Source organism: Rhodococcus sp. ABRD24, from assembly GCF_004328705.1.
Classification (GTDB): domain Bacteria; phylum Actinomycetota; class Actinomycetes; order Mycobacteriales; family Mycobacteriaceae; genus Prescottella.
The window spans coordinates 2320216-2343447 of record NZ_CP035319.1 but is presented as its reverse complement, the minus strand read 5'-3'; the positions used below and the strand labels follow the sequence as shown (position 1 = coordinate 2343447).

Here is a 23232-nt window from a genome sequence, read left to right as displayed (position 1 = left end):
GAACCGGGATTCGGCCCCGCTCAGAATCCGTACCCGAGCACGGCGGGACGATCGGCAGCGAACATCATGTCGACCAGCGCGAGATCGCGGTCCGACGCCGCTTCGATCCGGTGTGCGGCGGCCAGCGTCCGCGCCCGGTGCGCGCCCAGATACAGGCTGCCCAGCGCGTCCAGGTCGAGTGTGACGTGCGCGGTGGCGTCGGTTCGCCGGCACTCGGCGTGGCCGTCGCGGACGGTGAGCGCGAATGTGCCGCCGGCGTCGAGGTACGGGTCCCGAACCGCGAGAACGATGTCCCCGTCGAGCGCGTACGTGCGCGCTCCGAGCGCGGCTGGCACGTCCATGATGCGAACCCACAGGTCGTCCGACCGGCGGGTCGTGCGGGGCAGCCGATAGTCGGTGAGCATGAGCCGCAGCGGGTCGTCCGGGTGCTGGGTCGCCTCGATTCGTTGCGTCAGGTCCAGCCCGCACAGGGTCCGCCACAGCGCGGTGTGCGCCGCATCGGTGACCGCGACGAGCTCCGCGACTACGGCCACCATGCCGTCGTCGGCGCTGCGATACCGGAACGTCGCGTAGCCATCCGGATGGATGAGGTAGTGCAGACCGGACTTGCCGTCGCGGTGCTCTTCGGGATCGGCGAACGTGTAGTCCCACTGCGGCTGCGGGCGGTTCTGCGCGCCCGGGGTGATCAGTCGCCAGCGTTCGTAGATCTCCGGTAGACGGGTCACGGCGGTGGCCTGGTCGGTCAGCACGACGCCGCCCGGGTCGGGTGCGTCGTCGCGGAAGCGGGCGAAACGGCGGTCGATCGTGACGCTTGTGCTCACCGTCGCCGGTCCGTACCCGAAGCGGCCGTAGATCCCGGCATCGCTCGCCGTGAGCATGGCCAGCGGGACGCCGGTACGGCCGATGTTGTTGTGTATCTGGGCGAAGAGAGCCCGCAGCACCCCGCGGCGGCGGTGCGTCGGGGCCACCGATACCCACGTGACGCCGCGAACGGGCACCTGCGTACCGCCGGGCACCGTCAGGTCCATCGGCAGATCCAACGCCAGGCCGATCGGTGTTCCGGCGTCGGTGGCGACGACGACGTCTTCGGTCCGCGTCAGCGCGCGGGTGAGGGTGCGGTCGGCATCTACTGGGTGATAGGCGAACGCCACCGAGTCGAGCAGTTCGAGCGCCGGCCAATCGTTGTCGGTGGCCGGCCGGACGGAAATCGTGTCGTGCAGGGTCATATCCGTCAATGCTTGCAGAGATCGCCTCGGATCGCTCGTCAATTTCCGGCCGCCGACCGGATATTCCTTCGTCGCCCGCGAATCTACTTGGCGTGCTTGCCGAATCGTAGCTTCCACGGCACGAGTGCTGATTCGAGCTGGACCCCCAGACTCATCTTGGAGACACCTTCGGTGCGCTCCTCGAACCGGATCGGCACCTCCGCGATCTTCATGCCGCGGCTGGTGGTGCGATAGTTCATCTCCACCTGGAAGGCGTATCCGTTGCACTGCACAGACGCGACGTCGATGGCATCGAGCGTGCTCGCACGCCACGCCTTGAACCCGGCGGTCGCGTCCTTGACGCCGAGTCGCAGGATTGCGTTGACGTAGAAGTTGGCCCACGCCGACAGCGCTTTGCGATGCCACGGCCAGTCGCTCGCGACAGCGCCGCCGGGCACGTATCGGGATCCGAGCACGACGGCCGCATCGGTGGTCTCCAGGGTTCGGATCATCACCGGAACGGTCTCGCATGGGTGTGACAGGTCCGCATCCATCTGGACGACGATGTCCGCGCCCTCGGCGAGGGCGCGGCTCATGCCGGCCACGTAGGCGCGCCCCAGCCCGTCCTTCTCGGTCCGGTGCAGGACACCGATCGGGATCGGCCCGTCGATCGCAAGCTTGTCGGCGACCTCGCCGGTGCCGTCGGGGGAGTTGTCGTCGACCACCAGCAGATGCAGGTTCGGGACCTCCAACGCGGCCAGTCGCTCGACGATCCTGGGGAGATTGTCGCGCTCATTGTACGTCGGTACAACCACGGTCGTCTTCGGTGAGCTGCTGTCCATGGGGCCTTCCTGATGATCACACGCTGTCGTCTTCGGCAGAAACGAGTGTGGTCATGAATGAAGGCGAGATCAACTCACCTGGGCTTTTGCCGCGGTCAGCCCTGCGTCTGGGAGATATTGACCAGCCACGGGACTCCGAACCGGTCCTGGCACGCCCCGAACTCGTCGCCCCACATCTGCTTCTCGAGGGGCACCTGGACGGTCCCGGACTCCGAGATCGCCGCCCAATACCCCCGCAGCTCGGCATCGTTGTCGCCGCTGAGGCTCACCGTCATATTGGTGCCGGGTGTGAACTCCATACCGGGCGGGGTGTCAGCCCCCATGATCGTGAAACCACTGTCGGTTTCGAGCATGCTGTGCATGATCTTGTCGGAACCCTCCTCGCCGGGGGCACCCATATCGCCGAAGGTAGTTAGGGTGAGGGTGCCGCCGAACACGCTTTTGTAGAACTCCATGGCCTCGCGTGCGCTGCCGTCGAAGTTGATGTAGGGGTTGAGACGAGAGTCCACGAGAGTCTCCTTGGTTCGTCGCTCGTCGAGGGTCGTGCTACGAAGTGCTCATCGCAGGTTCGACGCTACCGCGCGGGCGCCGGTCACGAGACCGTTTGTCGGCTCCTACGCCACGGCGGAAGTGCGGCCAGCGTGACGGCCCGCAGCGCCCACTCGGCCGGACCGTACCGGTGTCCACGCAGCCACCACCGGCTCGCGACTACCTGCGCCGTGAACACCACCGCGACGACGGCGACGACGGTGGCCGGCGCCAGCCGGTCCACGAGACCGAATCCGTACCCGGTGAACAACACACCGAGCACCGCGGATTGCATCAGGTAGTTGGTGAGCGCGATCTTGCCCATCGGAGCCAAGGCCGACTCGATGCGTCGACCACGGTCGGACCGGAAGAGCAGCAGCCCGGCCACCACGTACGTTGCGGTGAGCGCCGGAGCGGTGAGCTGGCCGAGGCCGAATGCGAACGTCTCGATGCCGCCGCCGGGAGCGTAAGCGGCGGCCGACGCGTAGATGACCGCACCGAAAAGTCCGATCGGAAGTCCGAACGACAGGACTCGACGCATCGCGGCGCGGTATCGGTCGGGATGCGCGAACATCCGGACTCTGCCCGCTGCGAATCCGAAGAAGAACATCGCCATCGCGCTGGGTGCCTGCAGTGCCGCGAGGGCCCCGATGGTGTCCGGCAGGTGCCCGGTGTGGAATCCGAGTGTCGCCGGTGCGTCGCCGCGGAACGCGGACAGCTTGGTCGCCGCATCCACTGCGCTCGATCCGGTCACCTCGCCCGCGGCCAGTTGCGCGATTCCGAGCAACATCCACACCGTGCCGACCGCGACGACGAGTCCTATCCCGATCTTGGTAGCGGTGGCTGGGGAAATGTTGCGGCACGCCAGCAGGATCAGTCCCAGAATCGCGTACGTCGAGAGGATCTCGCCGTAGTAGAGGACGGCGCCGTGCAGCAGTCCGATAGCGAGCAAACCCGACTGCCGGCGGAGCATCCGGGGGACGAAACCGGTTCGGGCACGTTCGGCCGCCGCCATCTGCAGCGTGAAGCTGTACCCGAACAGGAACGAGAACAGCAGGTAGAACTTGGTCTCGAACAGCAACGAAATCAGGAACCGGACAGCGTGGTCCGCTCCGGAGTCGAAGGCAGGGTTCGTCTGCGTCGACGCGTAGTACGGATCGGCGAACGCCCAGATGTTCACGACGAGGATCCCGAACAGGGCGAAGCCGCGCAGGGCGTCGACGTTGAGCAGCCGAGGATCTGGATCCGAGCGGATGGATGAGCCGACGGTGTCCGTCATCGGCCCCGGCCCGACAGCAGCTGCGTGACGATGCGGCGCAGCACCGGCGCTTGCGTGGCCGGCTCGAAGTCGGGATCGGCGGCCACGCGCGCGAACATGCCGTCGACCAGCCCGGCGAGCCACGTGGCGGCGCTGTCGAGGGCGAGGTCGGTGTCGAGCTGCCCGGCCTCGTCGGCGCGCCGGAGGAGGCTCTCGAGCCCCTGCCGAAATCTGAGGTCGTTCTCTTTGAACCGGAGGGAGACATCCTCGTCGCGATGCGCGAGCGCCGAGATCTCCAGCGCCAGTCCCGAATATGTGGGATCCGCAGCAAGCCTGCAGATCTCGTCGAGCAGCAACAGCAGGGCGGCGAAGGGGTCTGCCGTCGTGGACAGTTCGGCGATCGACGCCGCCGTCTCGTTGCCCTCGCGTTCGACCAGTGCCAACAGCACTGCGTGCTTGGTGGGGAAGTAGTGGAACAGGTTGCCCGAGCTCATTCCGGCGGCGGCGCAGATGTCGGCAGTGCGGGTGGCGTTGTAACCGCGCTCGGCGAAGCAATCCGCCGCGGCGTCGAGCAGCGCCGTCCTCTTCGCTTCTCGTGCGGTCTCGTCGACGGTGCGCATTCAGGTGTCCTTTCGTCCTCGCCGGAATAATACATTGAGTGCTCACTTAATTAATGACTCATGATCCCGGACCACCTACACCGTGCTCGGCATGCTGATCGGGAGGGTCGCCAGGCGAGCTATTCGGACGAGCTGCCGGCTCGACTGACCGGACCCTCGGGTTCTCCGATCTCTACCTCTGCATAGCGGCGCCCTCCGTGAATATGGATCACGGTGCGACGTCGCCGGCCCCAGTGAATCCGTAGCGATCGCACGGCCCGATCACGGCGACCTCGAACAACCCCTCACCGACGACGGTCTCACCGTCCTCGGTGAGGGTGAACCGTGCCAGGTTGTCTACCGGGCACAGCATCTTCTTCCACGGCTCGAGGTCGGAGACCTTTTCGCGCAGGCCTTGGACCACCAGATCGCCCTGCCACATGCCGTGCCGCCAGTCCTGCTCCAGCCCATAACCGGTGCCGACGCCCAGATAGTGGGGGAGCACCGGATCGCATGCGACGGAAAGGATCTCGTCCGGCTTGCGGTAACCACCGGGACGATGGAACTCGAGCGTTCCGGCAGTGACCTCTCGGCCGCCCGCGGCGAAGGCCAGGTCGTGCTCGGGACGGCCCAGCCACTCCGGTTCACGGGTGCGATCCGTCCACACGCGGGTCGCGTCCTCCAGGATTCGGCGACCGTGCCGGTCCTCCTGCATGATCGCGACGATCGAGAACGCCTCGAACTGCATGATCGCGTAGATCCAAAAGAAGTTTTGCTCACCCGCGATCGCCGGATCGGCTCGGCGGCCGGGCGGCTCCGCCTCGCCGACGGGACGCACACCCCACGAGCGGTCGCGGTTGCCGCGCCAGGTGTCCGGGGTGACCGGGATGGCCTCGCCGTCGACGGTGAGAATGCCGCTCCATCGGCCGGTCTGGACGAACCGCTGAGTGTCGAATGTGACGCGTTCGAGCTGACGATGGAAGTGCCGTGCCTCCAAGGACGCCGGGATATCGGATTCGAAGACGAGGTCGAAGGACAGGTCGGGTGCCTCGGCAGTGGGCTCGAGCACGACCCGCAGCCGGTGCAGTCCCTCGAGCACTTCGATGCGCAGTGGGCCGACGGTGATGTCCAGCCGGTCGGAGCCGAGCGCCTTCGACGCCCGCGCGACGATGTGATCGTCACCGCGCCGAAGCACCGCGAAGCCATCCGTGACGCCGAGATTCGGGTACTGGCCCAGACCGACGATGAGGAACAGCGGTTCGCCATCGTAGTCGAGTCCCGGGTGGCAGTTGAAGTAGTAGCGGTCGTAGAAGTTGCGATCCGATGTGCCCACGTAGCGAATGGGCTCGGCGACCTGGTGGATCGGGTAGTCGTCCATGGGGGAGAGCATCACGCCACCCCCTGGCGGCCGATACGGTCCCAGTACGTGCCGTCGAGCATCTGTTCCACCGTCGCACGGTGCATGATCATGTCGTCGGGATCCTCGGGAGCCTGCGCCTGAGCGAATGCGACCGCGCGGCTCTGGACGCGGAACATGATGATCGCGTGACGTAGCGCGGCGTAGAGGGTGAAGAAGTCCAGGTTCGCCGCGTCGTGACCGGTAAGGACACGGTACTCGGCGGCCACGTCCTCGCGGCGGAGAAAGTCCGGCAGGCCGGGCAGGCCCGCCATGCCGGCAAGATCTTCGAAGAAGCGGTGCAGGAAGATCATCCAACCGAGGTCCAACTCACGGGGACCGAGAGTTGCCATCTCCCAGTCGAGTACGGCCACCGGGGTGAAGTCCTGATAGATGACGTTCCCGATGCGGGAGTCGCCCCAGCACAGCACCGCGGGTCCGGACACGGTCGGCCAATGGGCGTCCAACCAGTCGAGACCGCGTTCGATCAGCGGCGAGTGCGGACCGGACTCGATTACCCACTGGTAGTAGCGCCGCTGCCCGTCCACGTGCGCGTGCAACGCCGCATCGGCGGAGACGTGGTTGCGACCCAGCTCGCCGGTCAAGCCCGGAAATAGCTGCGCTGGTGAGGGTATCGCGTGCAGATCGGCGAGGAGCCGGACCGAGTTGTCCTGCAGACGTCGGCGATCCTCGGCAGAACCTTCGGACAGCCATGAGCCGAAGTTGTACGGCATCACGTCGGGGGGCACTTGCCCGTCGATACGCTCCATGACGAAGAACTCGCCGCCCAGTGCTTCAGGTGAGGTTTCGGACCAGTAGACCCGCGGGACCGGGACGCGGGAGTGCGTGCCGACGGCCTTGATCACCTCGAACTGCTGGTCCAGGTCGTAGGACGGGAAGATCGGTACTGCCGACGGTGCCGGAGCGATGCGGGCCACCAGGTGGTGGTTGCGCCGCACGAAGTCCTCGTTCCAGAGTGCATCGAACAGGATCGTCTCGTTGGACATGCCGTTCGCGGCCGGAACCTGCACATCGGTGACCCGTGGATCCGAGCCTGGTGGCAGTTTGGTCTGCAGCCATCCGCCGAGTCGATCGGCCAGCTCGGATGGATCGGTGCGGGACTGGCCGGGCCGGGCGACCTCGGCGAAATCCTGGTCTTCGCGGGTGTTATCGGAACTCATGACGACCCTTCGATGGTCGCGAGGCGTACAGGGCCTCGAAATGTTGAGACTCGATGCGGCACAGAATGTTCGAGCAATACGACATGTTCCGGCGAAACAGTGACACAACGGTCCTCTGCCCGAGAGCAGTGACCCGGCGTGTGGGGATAGTCGATACGATCTGTATCGGCTATGGCGTGGAACAATGTAACCTCCATCACACTTCGATGCAAGGGGTTCAGCGATGTCCGGGCAGCGCCAGATGCAGCACAAGCTTGGGCCGCAACGCAATCCCGCCATCGACGAGGCTGTTCTGAATGCGACGAGGGAGCTGCTCGTCGAGAACGGCTATGCCGGAACTTCGATTGACGCCATCGCCACGCGCGCGGGTGTCGGCCGCCCGGCGATATACCGACGCTGGCCCTCCAAGGCGCATATCGTCCACGACGCGGTGTATCCGGTGACGGAGTCCGAGAGCGTATCCGACCTCGCGATCGGCGACGAGATCCGCCGCCTCATCTTCGGCGCCGTCGCATTGTTCGGGGACGCTGCCACTCGCGAGGCGGTGCCTGGGCTGATGAGCGAAGGCCGCAGCTCCGAGGAGCTGCGCAGGGCGCTGATCTCAGACCAACTCGAGGTGATTCGCGAGGAGCTGGGACGCCGGATGGCGCAGGCAGTGGAGGCAGGTGAACTGCGCGACGGCGTCGATCCGGACACGCTGCTCGATGTCATTGCGGGGGCCGCGATCTTTGCGCAGTCTGTCCGGGACCTCCAGGATCAGGAGCGGCTCGCGGCGTCGCTTGCCGAAATCGTGCTGAACGGAGTCCTGCCGCGATGACTTGCCGTATCGAGTCAGCCGGCCAGGTCGTCGGGGCCGATCTCGTCCGTCCGCCATTCTCGTCCGCTCAGTGGCGATTCGAACCGAAGCCGTGTCCATACGGCCCAGGCTGCGACGACGATTGCGATGGTGACTGCGACGCGCTGAAGCGAGGTCATCTGGCCATTCTGCCCGGTCTCGGTCGGGCGCGCTACGTCGAACAACTCGCCCGAAACGTTCGGGATGTGGAAATGAGAACAGGAGAGTATGCATGAGTGCTGCCGAGGATCTGGTCACGGAGTTCTGCGGTCTGTGGGCGAACCCGGATTCGGCCTTGATTACAAGCTACTTCGCTGAAGATGCTGTTTACCATAATATTCCGATGGAGCCGGTCAAAGGGCGTGAGGATATCCGCGCCTTCATAGAGGGATTCCTTGCCGCGTTCGACGGCATCGACTTCCAGATCCATCGGCAGATCGCCGTAGACGGCATCGTGATGAACGAGCGTACCGACGTGCTGCGCGGCGCCGGCAAGGAGATCGCGCTGCCGGTGATGGGCGTCTTCGAGGTGGCGGACGGCAAGATCGCGGCCTGGCGCGACTATTTCGACATGGGCGCTGTCAATGCGGCGTTCGGTGGCTGACTCGGGCGCATCGCGGGCAATCTACACATAGCGCCGGAGGAAAGAAAGGCCTTACGGGATAGTTGGACGTCCTATAATGTGCGTCACATGAGTCAGGATCCGCGCACCGACACCGTCGACGGAGTACTGCGACGGGCTGCCGCTCGGCAGCCCGATCGCACCGCTCTCACCTTCGGTGACCGCACCTGGACCTACCGCGAGCTGGACGACGCGGTCACCAGGGCGGCCGCCCGCCTACTGGCCCTCGGGCTCGGTCCTGGCGACAGGGTGGCCGGGTACGGCGTCAACTCCGATGCCTACGTCATCGGATTCCTCGGTTGCGCGCGAGCCGGATTGGTGCACGTGCCGATCAACTATGCGCTCACCGGTGCCGAGCTGAGCTACCTACTCGGGCAGTCCGGCGCCCGGGCGGTACTGGTAGATCCGGCGCTCGAGCCGACCCTGCGGACGGTGAGCGACGGGCTCGCCGTCGAACATGTGGTGGCGCTGCGTGACGACGCCGGCTCGCTGCTTGAATCGAGCGCTACGGGTGCGGTTCCCGCACTGCATCCTCTGGCGGCGTCCGGCGATCTGGCACAGCTGCTCTATACCTCGGGCACCACGTCGAAGCCCAAGGGCGCCATGATGACCCACGGCAGCCTGGTCCACGAGTACGTGTCTTCCGTGATTGCACTTGGGCTCGGCGCCGAGGACAACCCGTTGATCTGTATGCCGCTTTACCACTCGGCCGGGATGCATGTGTTCATGCTTCCGTACCTCTCGGTGGGGGCGACCGTGAATCTGATGCAGTCCCCGGATATTCCGGAGATCCTCCGGCGCGTCGAGGCGGATCGGATCGGGTCGCTGTTCCTCGCGCCCACGGTATGGGTGCCGCTGGCCAACCATCCCGATCTCGACACCCGCGACCTGTCCTCACTGAAGAAGGCACAGTACGGGGCGTCGATCATGCCGGTGACGGTGCTCAACCGGCTGCGTGAGCGGTATCCCGATCTGGGCTTCTACAACTGTTTCGGGCAGTCGGAGATAGGCCCGCTCGCCACCGTGCTGCAGCCCGCAGAACATGCGGACCGACCCTCGTCATGCGGGCGCGCGGTGTTCTTCGTCGAGACGCGTGTCGTGGACGCGGACGGTCGCGACGTTGCCGACGGCGAGCCGGGCGAGATTCTCTACCGATCTCCTCAACTGTGCGAAGGATATTGGGAGAATCCGGAGGCGACGGCGGAGGCCTTCCGTGACGGCTGGTTCCATTCGGGTGACCTGGTGACACGCGATGCGGAGGGTTTCGTCACCGTCGTCGACCGGATCAAGGACGTGATCAACACCGGCGGCATCCTGGTCGCGTCGCGTGAGGTGGAGGATGCGCTCTACACGCACCCCGCGGTCGCGGAGGTGGCCGTCGTCGGTACCCCGGACGAGAAGTGGATCGAGGCGATCACCGCCGTCGTGGTGCTGCGCGCCGATGTCGACGGAGTCGATGCCGATACGCTGATCGAGCACGTGCGAGATAGGATCGCTCCGTTCAAGGTGCCCAAGCGAATTCGGTTCGTCGAGGCGCTTCCTCGCAACCAGAGCGGAAAGCTCCTCAAGCGGGAGCTGCGCACAGTGTTGGACCCGGTCTAGCATCGCTGGGAATCGGTGATCGGGCCGATATGGGACGGGGGGCGTCGTGCGGTGGCTGCTGTCGATACTCGCCGTGCTGGGACTGACAGGCGCGGTGTCGTTGTCCGCGCCGGGGACGGCCTGCGCCTGTTCATGCGCCTACACTCCCGACGGCCCGGAGATCGTCGAGCAGGTCTCGCATGCCGCGTCGGCCTTTGCCGGCACTGCTGCGGCGATGCGCGTGGACGGCGACACGGCGTACTACGAGTTCGAGGTCCACGAGGTGTTCCGGGGAGAGGTGGGCGCGACGACTGTGGTGTCGTCGAGTGTGCAGGGCAGCGCCTGCGGCCGTGGCTTCGAGATAGGTACCGAGTACCTGGTGTTCACGTCTACGTACGACACTCAGGGTGCCCCCTGGGCTGTCGAAAGCTGCTCGGCGACAACCGAGTCGAGCAATACACGGACTCGCGACGCGGCTGTGACCGCGTTCGGCCCGGCGAGGCCGCCGGAACGGCAGGTCGGCGATATCGGTGCCGACGACGTCGGCAGACCGCTGTGGTGGGGGCTCGGTGCCACCGTCGTCGTGGTGTGGTTCGTCGTGCTCGTCGTCCGGCAGCGACACTTGGCGGCAGAGGAACTGAGCCGTCGACGGCTCGACCCTGCCGAGTAGGGCAGGTTCGAGCCGCCTGACCTTGCGGTGCGGTGTGGGATCTAGCCGCCCCAGGTGACAGCAACGTCGTTGTCGCGCAGCCAGATCTGCGGATCGACCTGGTTGCCAGCCGGATCCCAGACCTCGAAGTGGAGGTGCGGTCCGGTGGACTGGCCGCGGTTGCCGACGGTCGCGATCTGCTGGCCGGCGACGACGCGTTCACCGACGCCGACTGTGAAGGTGTCGACATGGCCATACACGGTGATGGTGCCATCATCGTGTTGGACGCGGACCCATTGGCCGAATCCGGAGGCCGGGCCGGCGTTGATGATCACACCGTCAGCGGCGGAGTAGATCGGTGTGCCGAGATTGGCGCCGATGTCGATGCCGTTGTGGTGTGTGCCCCAGCGCGGGCCATAACCGGAGGTCAGGACGCCGGAGACCGGCTGGATGGCACGCGCTCGCTGCGGAAAGACCCGGTTGGCGGGCGCAGGTGCAGGTGCAGGTGTCGCATCGGGTGCGGGTGCGGGTGCGGGTGTGGGTGCGGGTGCGGGTGCCAGCTTCTTCGGCGCCGGCGTCCACTGCTGATCGGACGGCGTCCACTGCTGGGGTGCCGGTGCTGCCGGAGGGGTGGGTGTCGCCGGGGCGGCAGGTGCCGGGACTCGAGGCAGTAGGAGGCCTGCGGGCAGCTCGATTTCGACATTGCCGAGGATCGGGAGCTGGAGTGGGGCTGCTGCGGCGGTGGTGACGCCGATCTGCGCGCTGCCAGTGAGGATGGCGCCGGTGGCAGCTGCAACTGCGGCGACCTTGAGCGAACGACGGCCGCGGGTGGTGTGCGAAGCCTTGGTCGGGGAGTTCGAAGGACTAACCGTCCTGTGGTGATTGGCCACAGTAAGTACCTCATCTGTGTCTCTGGTCGGCCCTGATCGGGATTCGCGACCTCGGTATATCCCCCCGGTCACATGAAAGTAACAAAACGATATCGACACGTCTACCGTGACCGAATCTTTATCTTGATGAGTTATAAACCGACCAGTTTCGAGAGTAAGTGCTGGTCAGGGTGCTGGGCGGGTTGCGGTCGGCCCTGTGACTGCACGCGGGTAGACGGCGGGTCCGTCGGTCGACCCATGCAGCATGCGGCGAATGTCGAGGTCACGACGATGCCCGTCACGGTGTCCTCGGGCAATTCCGTCACCAAGACGGTGATCGCCCACGGGCGGTGCGCTGTCCGCGTCCTGTCGAAGATTCGATGGACTCGTGTAGCCGGGTCGGGATAGCCGGCTCCGGGAAGTGTGACGGGCATCACATAGAGATGGGTTGGCGAGAACGGAGATCCTGGGCGTCTGGAGCATCTGCGGACGCAATCGTGTGGGCGGTCCGGCGGCTGAATGCTCGGCGGCGACCTGTTGTTGCACCCGACTGGGTGTCTCGGCTGTGCAGGAGGGGGCGGAGTGTGGGCATGGCCGACTGTGTGCCCTTCTACTGCCGAAGGACCCCCGGGTGCGCGCCAGGGGTGCTCTTCGATCTCTCGAGCGTTGTTGCGTACCAGTTGGTCTCGTGACTCCTGTTGCGGTGCTCTTGCGTACCGTGTTCGATGCGGCACTGGCGGTGGGGGAGGTCCCGGGAAGTGATCGACCCCTTCCGTGAAGTGACTACAGTCACCTATTGACATGACAAGTGGTGCACGCCACACTTCTTAAAAAATAACTGGCTGTTCAGTCAACTAAGGAGCCCACTCATGAGTACAGCGCACAGGCGGACTCGATTGGCGACGGGGCTGACTCTCGTGGCCGCGGCAGTTGCGGCATGCGGGTCGTCGGCTGGAGATCCGAGCAAGACCCTCGAAGTCACGATGTGGGGCGGATCGGCGCAGCGTGCACATGTCGACACCTACATCAAGCCGTGGGCGGAGGCCAACGGGCTCACGGTCAGTGAGGATTCCCCCACCGACTACGCCAAGATCAAGGCCCAGGTCGATTCCAAGAACGTCACCTGGGGCGTGACCGAGGTCGAGCCGAACTTCTCCGAAACTGCCTGTGCTAGCGGAGTACTGACTAAGCTCACCCCCGAGGTCAAGCAGGCCGCGACCGACGCCGGTATCAATCCCGGCTACATCAACGACTGCGCGATTCCGAACCTCTCCTACGCCTTCACGATTGCCTACAACACCGATACCTTCGCCGACAATCACCCCAAAACGTGGGCAGAGTTCTTCGATACGCAACTCTTCCCCGGGAAGCGTGGATTCTGGAAGTACGCCACCGGAGGGATGTTCGAGGCTGCTCTGCTCGCCGATGGGGTGCCCGCGGACCAGCTCTACCCCCTCGATCTGGACCGGGCGTTCCGCAAGCTGGATACCATCAAGCAGGACATCGTCTTCTACGAGACGGGTGACGAGCAAGCTCAGCTGGTCGCGAGCGGCGAGGCACCCCTTGTACAGGCATGGAACGGCCGGATCTATCACGCGGCCAAGGAAGGCCAGCCCGTCGCGAACGAGTGGGGCCAGAACCTCGTTTCCTATGACCAGGTGGTGATCCCCGCCGGTTACCCAAACACCGACCTCGCGATGAAGTGGATGACCGCATTTGTCGGTGACGTCCAGGGGCAAGCCGCCGATGCCGAAGCCAGTGCTTACGATCCCATCAACCCGAAAGCCATGGAACTCGTCGATCCCGAAGTTGCCAAGGAACTCGCCACCTTCCCTGCCAATCAGGCGCAGGCCGCCACGACGATGAACTACAAGTACTGGGCGGAGAACTACAACACGGCGACCGAACGACTGAACGCCTGGGCGTTGTCGTGACGCAGACATTGGAGGCTGCGGCAGACGAACAAGCCGATCGGACCGGACCGCCGAACCCGGCTCCGCGCGTGCGGCGTTGGGCCCGGCTCGAGTTCGACAACTGGGCTCTGCTCCTGTTGCCGCTGCTCGGATTCCTCACCCTGGTTTTCGTGATCCCGCTGCTGCTTTTGCTGTCGAAGAGTTTCACGGATCCCGCAGTGGGACTAGCGAACTACTCGGATATCCTGACCAACCCGCTGTACCTGAAGGTGCTACGCAACACGTTCGTCACCGCGATCACCGTGACGCTGGTGACTGTCGTCATCGCCTTCCCCTTCGCCTACCTGATGACACTGGCGACGCCCTTCTGGCGCGGCGTGATGATGATCGCAGTACTCATCCCGTTCTGGACCAGCCTATTGGTGCGCAGCTTCGCCCTGGTGCTGCTGCTGCGCGATACGGGCGTCATCAACACGGTGCTCGATTCGGTCGGCGTGATCGATGAACCGATCCCGATGCTGAGACACCTGTCCGGCGTGATGTTCGGCATGGTTCAGATCACGCTGCCGTTCGCTGTACTGCCGCTGTACGCGACGATGCGCACGATCGACCGGCGGTTGTTGCTCGCTGCCGAGAGCCTGGGCGCACGACCGTCGGTGGCCTTCTGGAAGGTGTTCGTACCGTTGACGATTCCGGGTGTCTTCGCCGGATTGATCCTGGTCTTCATCCAGGCACTCGGCTACTACATCACGCCAGCCCTGCTGGGCGGTCCGCAGAACACCATGATCGGCCAGCTGATTGTCGAGCAGGTGTCGACCGTGCTCAAGTTCGGCTTCGCGGCAGCGCTGGCTGTGGTGCTGCTGGGCAGCACGCTGATCCTGCTCGCCATCGCGAGCCGGTTCGTCGATATGAAGAAATACCTGATGGGGTCGAAATGACACGAACACTCACCCGGGTGCTCCTTGGGGTGATCGCCGCTCTCACCGTCTGCTACCTGCTGCTCCCGATCCTGATCGTCATCCCGATGTCGTTCTCGGACAGTTCGTTCCTGAACTTTCCGCCCGAAGGCCTGTCCGGACGCTGGTATCAGAGGCTGATCGACGACCCCACCTGGCTGCACTCTGCCGCGACGAGCATGCGGGTGGCTCTTGTCTCGACTGTTTGCGCGGTCGTCCTGGGAGTCCTGGCTGCGCTGGGTCTGGTCCGCGGGCGATTCCCGTTCCGCGGCGGCATCACTGCTCTGATCCTGGCACCGGTAATCGTGCCGTACGTGATCGTCGGCCTCTCTGTGTACATCGTGTTCCTGCGGATCGGGCTCACCGAGACAACGCTCGGGCTGGTGCTGGTGCACACCGCGTTGGCAGTACCGTATGTGACGATCAACGTGGCGTCCGGTCTGGTCAGCTTCGATCGCAACATCGAACTGGCAGCTCAGTCCCTCGGTTCGGGTCCGGTGTCCACCTTCTTCCGAATTACGCTGCCCAACATCGCTCCCAGCGTGTTTGCAGGCGCGGTGTTCGCCTTCGTCACCAGCTGGGACGAGGTCGTCACCGCGATCTTCCTGACCGGACCGCGGATGACCACCTTGCCCGTGCGGATCTGGTCCGGTGTCAAGGTACAAGTCGATCCGACCGTTGCCGCGATCTCCGCGCTCTCACTCTTCGTGATCCTTGCCGCCTTCCTCGCCCTGGGCGCGGGCAAGCTGCTCCAGAAGGCACTCCGCGCGTACCGAAGTCGAAACGTGCCCAATGTGATTGGAGTTCAAGCATGACCCGGAAGACCAATACGACCAGCGGGGCGCCGATTCGGCTGTCGAACATCAGTAAGAGCTACGGCGACACCGTCATTCTCGACGATCTGAGTCTCGACATCCGGGGTGGCGAGTTCCTCACGCTGCTCGGTGCGAGCGGATCGGGAAAGTCCACCCTGCTCAACATCATTGCCGGATTCGTCAAGCCGACCGGAGGCACCGTCGAGGTGGACGGCGCGACCATGAACAAGGTGCCGCCGCACAAGCGCGGATTCGGGATGGTGTTCCAGAATTACTCGCTGTTCCCGCACATGACGATCGCTGAGAACGTCGCGTTCCCGCTGAAGCGACGCGGTTGGTCGAAGGAACGGATCGCCGCCGGCGTGGCCGAGGCCCTCGACGTCGTCCAGCTCGGGCATCTCGGTGCCCGTAAGCCGTCCGAGCTCTCGGGTGGCCAGCAGCAGCGCGTCGCTCTCGCCCGCGCCATCGTGTTCCGTCCGCCGGTGCTGCTGATGGACGAACCGCTCGGCGCTCTGGACAAACTGCTCCGCGAGCAGTTGCAACTCGAGGTCCGCAGGCTGCACCAGGAACTGGGGATCACATTCATCTTCGTCACGCACGACCAGGACGAAGCGCTGGCGATGTCGGATCGGATCGCTCTGCTGCGCAACGGTTCCATCGTTCAGGTGGGCTCGCCAGAGGAGCTGTACAAATCCCCCAACTCCCGATACGCGGCCGAGTTCATCGGGGCGTCGAACATCTTCGCCGGACGGGCCGTGGGTGCGGATTTCGCGGACAAGGACACCGGGCAGTGTTTCCGGCTTCCTGGATCCGGTCACCGCGGCGATGTGAGCGTTCTACTGCGACCGGAGCGTCTTCAGGTGTGTGCGCACACCGAGCCCATTCCTGTCGGGTGCGACTCCGTGACCGGAGTGGTCGAGGACAGTGTGTACTTCGGCAGCAGCCGCCAGGTCCTGGTCCGTACCAAGGCGGATCGCGTCGTCATCGCCCGTACCCCGGTTCCGCTGAGCCACGATGCCGTCACGCCAGGAGCACGGGTGAGCGTGTACTGGAATGTCGGCGACGTCACCATCCTCTCCGATCCTATCGACAGTTCGACGGCCGTCTCCGCCTGACGCGAATGCCGTCCGAAACTCATTCATTCAGGAGTCAACTTATGGCGCAAACGATGTCGCCGACCGACCGTGATCTGCGTGTCTTCCGAGACCCGGCCTCGGTGGCGGTCGTCGGCTCCACCTCGGACCCGGCCAAGTGGGGTTACTGGTTGGCAAAGGGCGCGCTCACCGGCCGCTCCCGGCGGGACGTGTTCCTGATCAATCGTTCGAAGGCAGACATTCTCGGCGAGCCGAGTCACGGCTCGCTCAGCGAACTGCCCACTACTCCCGAGCTGGTTGCCTTGTGCGTGCCCGCCGCCCACATCGGTGCCGTCGTCGATGAAGGGCTTGCACTCGGCGTGCGCGGCTTCCTCGGCATCACTGCCGGCGTCCCTGACGAGTCCGCGATCGCGCAGCGCATCGCCGACGCGGGTGCACGTCTGGTGGGCATGAACAGCCTCGGCATCTACGACAGTTCGACCGACTTGCAGCTGGCGTGGGGTCGGTTCACCCCCGGACCGATCGCGGTGATTTCGCAGAGCGGTCAACTCGGCTCCGAGATCGCTATCCTCGCCGCCCGCGCGGGCCTCGGGGTGTCCCGATTCGTATCCATCGGTAACCAGGCGGACGTTCGCGCCGCCGAGCTGCTTGCCGACCTCGTCGAGGACGAGGGCACCCGGGTGGTTGCCCTGTACCTCGAAAGCTTCTCCGCGGGAAGGGAGCTGATCGAAGCCCTGGTCACGTTACGTAATGCGGGCAAGTACACGATCTTGCTCACGGTCGGGGGGAGTGAGGCCAGTTCTCGACTCGCCCGATCCCACACCGGCTCCCTCACCTCCAATCTCGACGTCGTGGACGCGGCAGTTCGTGCGGCCGGTGCGGTGCGGGTCAATACGCCGAGTGAGCTGGTCGACGTGGCGCGGCTGTTGCTTGCGACGTCGCTGCCGCGGGGGAACCGAGTGGCGATTGTCGGGGACAGCGGTGGGCAGACCGGCATCGCGGCCGACGTGGCTGCCGCTGCAAAGCTGCGTGTTCCGGCATTCTCTGCCGAGTTGGCCACAGAGCTGGCTCAGCTGCTTCCGGACGGCGCCTCGTGTAGTAACCCTGTCGATCTCGCGGGTGCCGGCGAGAAGGATCTGGCCTCCTATTCCGATGTCGTGTCGGTGTTGCTGGCGTCGGATGAGGTCGACTCGGTGGTGCTCACCGGGTACTTCGGCACGTACGGCGCGGACACCCCGTCTCTGGTCGGGCGGGAGCTCGAGATCGTCGATGCGATGGGGGATGCGGTCATCCGCACCGGTACGCCGCTCCTCGTGCACACCATGGTCGACGGCAACCTCGCGACCGAGGCGATGTGGAAGCACCGGATTCCTGTGTACGGCAACATCGAGACGGCAGTCCGGGCCCTGGTCGATGCCGACAGGCTCTCGCGAGCCGGACGCGTTCTGCCCTGCCTGCCCGAGTGGTCCGAGCCCATCGCAGCGGGCTATCTGGGGGCACAGGAGATCCTGACGGAGTTCGGAATCCGCTTTCCTCGCGGAGTCACGGTGCGAAGTCGGGAAGATCTGGCGGTCGTCGAGGCTCAGCTCACGGCTCCCTATGTCCTCAAGGCCAGCTGGCTCGAGCACAAGAGCGAGGTGGGCGGGGTCGCGGTCGGCCTTTCGGATCTCGGAGCCCTCGCTGCCGCCTTCGAGACCATGTACGCCGCGCTCGGTGAGGGTGACTACGTCATCGAGGAACTCGACACCCGCCCGCACACAGTGGAGATCCTTCTCGGTGCGCGCCGGGACCCGGATCTGGGACCCGTCGTGGTCGTGGGCGCCGGCGGTACCGAGGCCGAGGTGTATCGCGACGTCACCGTCGAGATGGCCCCGGTTTCCATCGACACCGCGCATGCGATGCTGCGTCAGCTCGAATGCGCACCCCTACTGCAGGGTTGGCGGGGACGGCCGCCCACCGATATCGATGCCCTGGCATCGGCGGTGGCGGCGGTATCCGAGCTCGCCGCCGCTCATCCCCACATTCGTGAGCTCGAGCTCAATCCCCTCCGTGTCGGCCCGGACGGTGTCCTGGCCGTCGACGCACTGATCATCGACGACCCTCGCTGACCATCAGATAAGGACAATTCATGACTGCACCAGACATCAGGGCCGAGTTCGCCGACCGGGTGGCCGTGGTCACCGGAGGCGGCTCCGGCATCGGTCGCGCCATTGCGGTGCGATGGGCGGCCGCGGGCGGCACGGTAGCGGTGCTCGGTCGCCGCGAGGACGCGCTCAACGAGACGGTGGCCCTTGCGGAGCGGGCGGGCGGCAAGGCGCAGGCTCTCCCGTGCGATGTTCGCGACCACGCCGCCGTCGATGCGGCCATCGATTCCGTGGTCGAGCGACACGGCCGTCTCGACGCTCTGGTCAACAACGCGGCCGGGAACTTCGTCGTACCTGGTGAGAACCTGTCTCCCGGCGGCTGGAAGGCCGTCATCGACATCGTCCTCAACGGCACCTTCTACTGCACCCGAGCCGCCTCACGACACATGCTGCCGGCGGGCCGGGGATCGATTCTCAACGTGATCGCCACGTACGCCTGGCATGGTCACCCCGGCACCGTCCACAGTGCAGCGGCCAAAGCTGGTGTGGTCGCGATGACCCGCACGCTGGCTGTCGAATGGGCGGCTCGTGGTGTTCGATTGAACTGCATCGCCCCCGGCCCCACGGAGACCGAAGGTGCTGGTGCGGCACTGTGGCCCACCCCGGAGGCCCGGGCCCAGGTGCTCTCGAGCGTTCCCGCCGGCCGGTTCACCAATCCGGAAGAGGTATCCGAGTCGGCGGCCTACTTGCTCTCCGACCGGGCCTCCTACGTCACCGGTGATGTCCTGGTCGTCGACGGTGGTCAGTGGCTGGGCAAGGCGATCTACACCGATCCCACCAAGGGGGCCTGAGGATGACGGTCGAAAAGCAGACCGGCGGACGGGCGCTCGTCACCGCATTGTCGGCGCACGGCGTCGAAGTCGTCTTCGGCATTCCCGGCACCCACAATCTCCCGATCTACGCGGCACTCGCCGAATCTGGAATCACGCATATCTCGCCGCGGCACGAGCAGGGTGCCGGATATGCGGCAGACGGCTACGCCCGGGTCAGCGGTAGACCTGGCGTGTGCATCACCACCACCGGACCAGCGATTCTGAATGCGGCCGCGGCTGCGGCGCAAGCATATTCGGACTCGGTCCCAGTGTTGTTCATTGCGCCGGGGCTTCCGCTGGGGCATCCGAGCAACGGCAACGGGTACCTCCACGAGGTCAAGAATCAGTTCGGTGCAATGGATTCGATCGTCGGTCACAGCCAGCGTGTCACCAGCGTCGAAGAGATCCCACTCGCGGTGGCTCAGTGCTTTGCGGCAATGACCACCGGCCGCCCGCGGCCTGCCTATCTGGAGGTGCCGCTGGATCTGCTCGATGCGTGCGCCGATGTGCAGCCGGTCCCGCCGGTGCAGGTCCCGGTCATGGTGCCGTCGCCCGACCAGGTGCGGGCCGCCGCCGAGTTGATCGCAGCGGCCAGCAGGCCACTGCTCATCGCCGGCGGAGGATCCTGTTCCGCGGCAGGGCAGTTGCGCGATTTTGCCGAGACAATTGGTGCCCCGGTTATCACGACCGCCAACGGCAAGGGCGTCCTGTCGGAGGAGCATCCGCTTTCCCTCGGTGCAGGCCTGCACCATCCGACGGTGGCGGACCTGGTCGCGGACGCCGACCTCGTCATCGCTGTCGGTACGGAGTTGGCGCCTTCGGACCTGTGGATCGGCCCGTTGCGGGCGGAAGGAAGGTTGATCCGAATCGATATCGATCCCACTTCGGTCTCGACCAATGCCGTGGCAACGATTGCTCTGGTCGGTGATTCCGGTGCCACGCTCGCAGCGCTGCAGAATAGCGCCGGGTCGTCCGGCGGATCCGGCGTGGAACGGGCCGCTGATTGGCGCAAGCGGCTTCGGGTCGATGCCGAGCATGAAGGTGCGCGCTATGTCAGTCTCTGCGCTTCCCTGGACAAGTCGCTCGATGAGGGAGCGATCCTGTCCGCAGACAGCGCCATGGCCTGCTATTACGGGGCCTTGTCGAATCTCCCACTGCATCAACCGCGTTCGTTCCTCTATCCGACCGGCCTGGGGACATTGGGATACGGTCTGCCGGCCGCGATAGGTGCAAAGGTCGCGGCACCGGATCGGCAGGTGGTCGCCATGCTCGGAGACGGCGGTGTGATGTTCACGGTGGCCGAGCTCGCGGCCGCGGCGGAGGCTGGGCTGGCGATCCCGGTGATCATCGTCGACAACGGCGGCTACGGCGAGATCCGCAACGAGATGGTCGATCGCGGGGAGGCGGTGCACGCGGTGGAGCTCGGTTCACTCGATTTCCCCGCTCTGGCAAGGTCTCTCGGATGTCATGGGGTCGCCCTCAGCTCTGCCGACGAGGTCGGTGACGCGGTCCGGTGGGCGCTGGACGCCGACCGCCCGACCTTGATTCATGTGCGCGAGAGCGAGGACGAGTAATGAGCTGGACGCGTAACACGGTCCTCATCGACGGGAAGTGGCACGAATGTGCCGACGTTACCTCGGTGTACAACCCGGCGACGGAAGAGGTCATCGGCCAGTCGGCCGCCGCAGGGGTCGAGCAGGTCGACCGGGCGGTGCGCGCTGCGCGCACCGCCGGTGTCGAGTGGGGCCGTACCACCGGCGCAGAGCGTGCCGACGTCCTGGACTCGCTGCGCGTCCGTCTGTCCGCTGACCGGAGCCAGTTGGTCGATGCCATCGTTGCCGAGGTCGGTGCGCCGGTGACGGTGGCTGAAGATGCGCACGTCGACCTGGCGATCGAGCTGATCGCAGCCTTCGCCCGCATTGCTCGCGAGCAGCCGGCCGAGTGGGTGATCGGGAACTCGACGGTGCTGCGGCGTCCCGCAGGAGTGGTCGGTGCGATCACTCCGTGGAACTATCCGCTTTACCAGCTTGCTGCGAAAGTTGGTGCGGCTCTGGCTGCCGGGTGCACCACCGTGATCAAACCTGCCGAGTTGACCCCACTGACGACATACCTGTTCTGTGATGCGGTACTCGGGACGGCCCTTCCGCCCGGCGTCGTCAATCTGGTTCCCGGACCGGGGTCAGTCGTCGGCGCGGCCCTCGCGGCACACCCGGGAATCGATGTGGTCTCGTTCACCGGTTCGACCGCGGTGGGACGTCAGGTTGGCCGTGTTGCCGGCGAACAGCTCAAGCGCGCCTGCCTCGAGCTGGGCGGGAAGTCGGCGAGTGTGGTGCTCGACGGCGCAGACCTGGCCGCCTCGGTTGTCGGCACCGTGGATTCCGCGATGTTCAACAGCGGCCAGACGTGCAGCGCGTGGACCCGACTGCTGGTCCCTCGGGAGAGCTACACCGAAGCGGTAGCGATCGCGGCTGCCCGCGCGGACGCGATGATTGTCGGCGATCCGGTCGATCGGAATACCCAACTCGGGCCGGTGATTTCGGCACGGCAGCGCAGTTCGATCGCTAATGCCGTGGAGAGTGCGGTCCGCCGTGGCGCCCGGATCGCGGCCGGCGGAACCGAACAGATTGCCGAGCGCGGTCACTACCTGCGACCGACGGTGCTCGCAGACGTCGACCGTGCGGATCCGATTGCCCACGAGGAGATCTTCGGCCCCGTCCTCGTGGTTCTTCCGCACGATGGCGACGACGACGCGATTGCCGCGGCCAACGACAGCGCATACGGTCTTGCCGGCGCGGTGTGGTCGGCCGATCGCGAGCGTGCCGTCGCAGTAGCCGGCCGAATGGACACCGGCCAGGTCGACGTCAACGGTGCCGCGTTCAATCCCGTTGCGCCGTTCGGCGGCTGGAAGGCATCGGGGCTGGGCCGCGAACTCGGGAGTGTGGGCGTCGAGGAGTTCACCGAGCTGACGGCGGTGCAGCTGTGAGCGCGCCCCGCCGGCCGCTGGCCATCTACACCGATGTGGTCGATACCGATATCGCGCCCGGCCTGGAGCTGTTGGAACGCGCGGGATTCGAGACTCGGGTTCTGCACGGTGCCGACGAGGCGTCGGTGCTGCGGGAGGCGCAAGACGCCGAGGTGCTGCTGGTGGGCTACCTGCACATCACCCGCGCGATCATCGAGGGGTTGCCGAAGCTGCGCCTGATCGCCACCCAGTCCGTCGGGGTGGACATGGTCGACACCGCCGCCGCGGCCGAGCGCGGCATCAGCGTTGCCACCGTGCCGGGAGCCGCCACCGAGGAGGTCGCGGTCCATGCTCTGGCGATGGCACTCTCGCTGATCCGCGGTCTGCCGTTCCTCGATCGGGACGTGCGCGCGGGCGGCTGGGACGGCACGGCCGAGCGTCTGCTGCGGCCATCAGCATCCACTCTGGGTGTGGTCGGCATGGGCCGGATCGGGCAGCGACTCGCCGCGCTCGGTGACGGAATCTTCGGCGAGGTGGTCGGATACGATCCCGTGCTGGCGGACGGCCAGTGGCCCACCGCGGTGCGGCGCCTCGAGTTCGATGCGCTGCTGGAATCGAGTGATGTGGTGTCTGTGCACGTCCCACTCACGAAGCAGACGGAGCGGCTGATCGACGCCGCCGCGCTGGCGCGGATGCGGCCGGGATCGTTCCTGGTCAACGTGGCTCGGGGTGGTGTGGTCGATCACGATGCTCTGCTCGCGAGCCTCGATCGGGGGCAGCTCGGCGGGGCCGCCCTCGATGTGCTGCCAGTGGAGCCGCCCACCGATCAACGCATCTGTGGGCATCCGCGGATCTTGGTCACCCCGCACGCGGCTTACCTGTCGCCGGAGAGCGCCGGTGACTACGTGCGGATACAGGCGGAGAACGCCGTTGAGTGGCTGCTGACCCGGGAGGTGACTGCAGCGTCCTGA

Annotated in this window: 22 protein-coding genes; 13 read left to right on the top strand and 9 right to left on the bottom strand. The window is 65.7% G+C overall.

From position 1 onward, the window contains the following. Positions 1-20: 20 nt before the first annotated feature. The 7 genes from ERC79_RS10280 to ERC79_RS10250 form a co-directional block, all read right to left on the bottom strand. Positions 21-1226, bottom strand: coding sequence for a GNAT family N-acetyltransferase (locus tag ERC79_RS10280; protein ID WP_131577901.1), 1206 nt, complete (start codon positions 1224-1226; stop codon positions 21-23). An 83-nt stretch (positions 1227-1309) separates the two neighbouring features. Next, positions 1310-2047, bottom strand: a complete 738-nt coding sequence (locus ERC79_RS10275; protein WP_131577900.1) for a polyprenol monophosphomannose synthase — start codon at positions 2045-2047, stop codon at positions 1310-1312. A gap of 95 nt (positions 2048-2142) precedes the next feature. Beyond that, positions 2143-2556 (bottom strand): VOC family protein, encoded by a 414-nt coding sequence (locus ERC79_RS10270; RefSeq protein WP_131577898.1) that lies wholly within the window; start codon positions 2554-2556, stop codon positions 2143-2145. Between the two features lie 83 nt (positions 2557-2639). Beyond that, positions 2640-3854: a DUF418 domain-containing protein gene (locus ERC79_RS10265; RefSeq protein ID WP_131577897.1), complete on the bottom strand. Its 1215-nt coding sequence runs from the start codon at positions 3852-3854 to the stop codon at positions 2640-2642. Further along, positions 3851-4453: a TetR/AcrR family transcriptional regulator gene (locus ERC79_RS10260; RefSeq protein ID WP_131577895.1), complete on the bottom strand. Its 603-nt coding sequence runs from the start codon at positions 4451-4453 to the stop codon at positions 3851-3853. The genes ERC79_RS10265 and ERC79_RS10260 overlap by 4 nt, the downstream gene beginning before the upstream one ends. Before the next feature lie 208 nt (positions 4454-4661). After that, positions 4662-5822, bottom strand: coding sequence for a hypothetical protein (locus tag ERC79_RS10255; RefSeq protein WP_131577894.1), 1161 nt, complete (start codon positions 5820-5822; stop codon positions 4662-4664). Beyond that, a complete protein-coding gene (locus tag ERC79_RS10250; protein WP_131577893.1) occupies positions 5822-7009 on the bottom strand; it encodes a phosphotransferase family protein in 1188 nt (395 codons plus the stop codon). The genes ERC79_RS10255 and ERC79_RS10250 overlap by 1 nt, the downstream gene beginning before the upstream one ends. A gap of 223 nt (positions 7010-7232) precedes the next feature. Between ERC79_RS10250 and ERC79_RS10245 the strand changes: the two genes are divergently transcribed. Further along, positions 7233-7826, top strand: a complete 594-nt coding sequence (locus ERC79_RS10245) for a TetR/AcrR family transcriptional regulator (RefSeq protein ID WP_131577891.1) — start codon at positions 7233-7235, stop codon at positions 7824-7826. Positions 7827-7840: 14 nt separating this feature from the next. Here the strand turns inward: ERC79_RS10245 and ERC79_RS23060 are convergent, their stop codons facing one another. Beyond that, positions 7841-7984 carry a hypothetical protein gene (locus ERC79_RS23060; RefSeq protein ID WP_165497075.1) on the bottom strand — a complete coding sequence of 48 codons (144 nt, stop codon included), beginning with the start codon at positions 7982-7984 and terminating at the stop codon, positions 7841-7843. Between the two features lie 92 nt (positions 7985-8076). Between ERC79_RS23060 and ERC79_RS10240 the strand changes: the two genes are divergently transcribed. From ERC79_RS10240 to ERC79_RS10230, 3 genes are all read left to right on the top strand, one after another. Next, positions 8077-8448, top strand: coding sequence for a limonene-1,2-epoxide hydrolase family protein (locus tag ERC79_RS10240; protein WP_131577890.1), 372 nt, complete (start codon positions 8077-8079; stop codon positions 8446-8448). A gap of 87 nt (positions 8449-8535) precedes the next feature. Further along, positions 8536-10068 carry an acyl-CoA synthetase gene (locus ERC79_RS10235; protein ID WP_131577889.1) on the top strand — a complete coding sequence of 511 codons (1533 nt, stop codon included), beginning with the start codon at positions 8536-8538 and terminating at the stop codon, positions 10066-10068. A gap of 46 nt (positions 10069-10114) precedes the next feature. Beyond that, entirely contained in the window at positions 10115-10717 is a 603-nt protein-coding gene (locus ERC79_RS10230; protein ID WP_131577887.1) for a hypothetical protein, read from the top strand. Between the two features lie 41 nt (positions 10718-10758). Here ERC79_RS10230 and ERC79_RS23720 read toward each other — a convergent pair whose 3' ends face one another. Continuing rightward, positions 10759-11586, bottom strand: coding sequence for a M23 family metallopeptidase (locus tag ERC79_RS23720; RefSeq protein ID WP_131577886.1), 828 nt, complete (start codon positions 11584-11586; stop codon positions 10759-10761). A gap of 848 nt (positions 11587-12434) precedes the next feature. On the opposite strand from ERC79_RS23720, the gene ERC79_RS10220 reads away from it, so the two are divergent. The 9 genes from ERC79_RS10220 to ERC79_RS10180 are packed head-to-tail and all read left to right on the top strand — an operon-like array spanning position 12435 to position 23232. Next, positions 12435-13499, top strand: a complete 1065-nt coding sequence (locus ERC79_RS10220; RefSeq protein WP_131577885.1) for an ABC transporter substrate-binding protein — start codon at positions 12435-12437, stop codon at positions 13497-13499. After that, positions 13496-14416, top strand: coding sequence for an ABC transporter permease (locus tag ERC79_RS10215; protein ID WP_207390459.1), 921 nt, complete (start codon positions 13496-13498; stop codon positions 14414-14416). The genes ERC79_RS10220 and ERC79_RS10215 overlap by 4 nt, the downstream gene beginning before the upstream one ends. Next, positions 14413-15249, top strand: a complete 837-nt coding sequence (locus ERC79_RS10210) for an ABC transporter permease (protein WP_131577883.1) — start codon at positions 14413-14415, stop codon at positions 15247-15249. Before ERC79_RS10215 ends, ERC79_RS10210 begins: the two co-directional genes overlap by 4 nt. After that, positions 15246-16364, top strand: a complete 1119-nt coding sequence (locus ERC79_RS10205) for an ABC transporter ATP-binding protein (protein WP_131577881.1) — start codon at positions 15246-15248, stop codon at positions 16362-16364. Before ERC79_RS10210 ends, ERC79_RS10205 begins: the two co-directional genes overlap by 4 nt. A gap of 41 nt (positions 16365-16405) precedes the next feature. Then, the gene (locus tag ERC79_RS10200; protein WP_131577879.1) at positions 16406-18451 is read left to right on the top strand and encodes an acetate--CoA ligase family protein; all 2046 of its coding nucleotides are present in this window, start codon (positions 16406-16408) and stop codon (positions 18449-18451) included. Between the two features lie 20 nt (positions 18452-18471). Continuing rightward, complete coding sequence (locus ERC79_RS10195; protein WP_131577877.1) at positions 18472-19278, top strand: SDR family oxidoreductase; 807 nt, start codon at positions 18472-18474, stop codon at positions 19276-19278. 2 nt (positions 19279-19280) lie between these two features. Beyond that, positions 19281-20873 carry a 5-guanidino-2-oxopentanoate decarboxylase gene (locus ERC79_RS10190; protein WP_131577875.1) on the top strand — a complete coding sequence of 531 codons (1593 nt, stop codon included), beginning with the start codon at positions 19281-19283 and terminating at the stop codon, positions 20871-20873. Next, on the top strand, positions 20873-22282 hold the full coding sequence (locus ERC79_RS10185; protein ID WP_131577873.1) for an aldehyde dehydrogenase family protein: 1410 nt from the start codon (positions 20873-20875) through the stop codon (positions 22280-22282). The genes ERC79_RS10190 and ERC79_RS10185 overlap by 1 nt, the downstream gene beginning before the upstream one ends. After that, entirely contained in the window at positions 22279-23232 is a 954-nt protein-coding gene (locus tag ERC79_RS10180) for a C-terminal binding protein (protein WP_131577871.1), read from the top strand. Before ERC79_RS10185 ends, ERC79_RS10180 begins: the two co-directional genes overlap by 4 nt.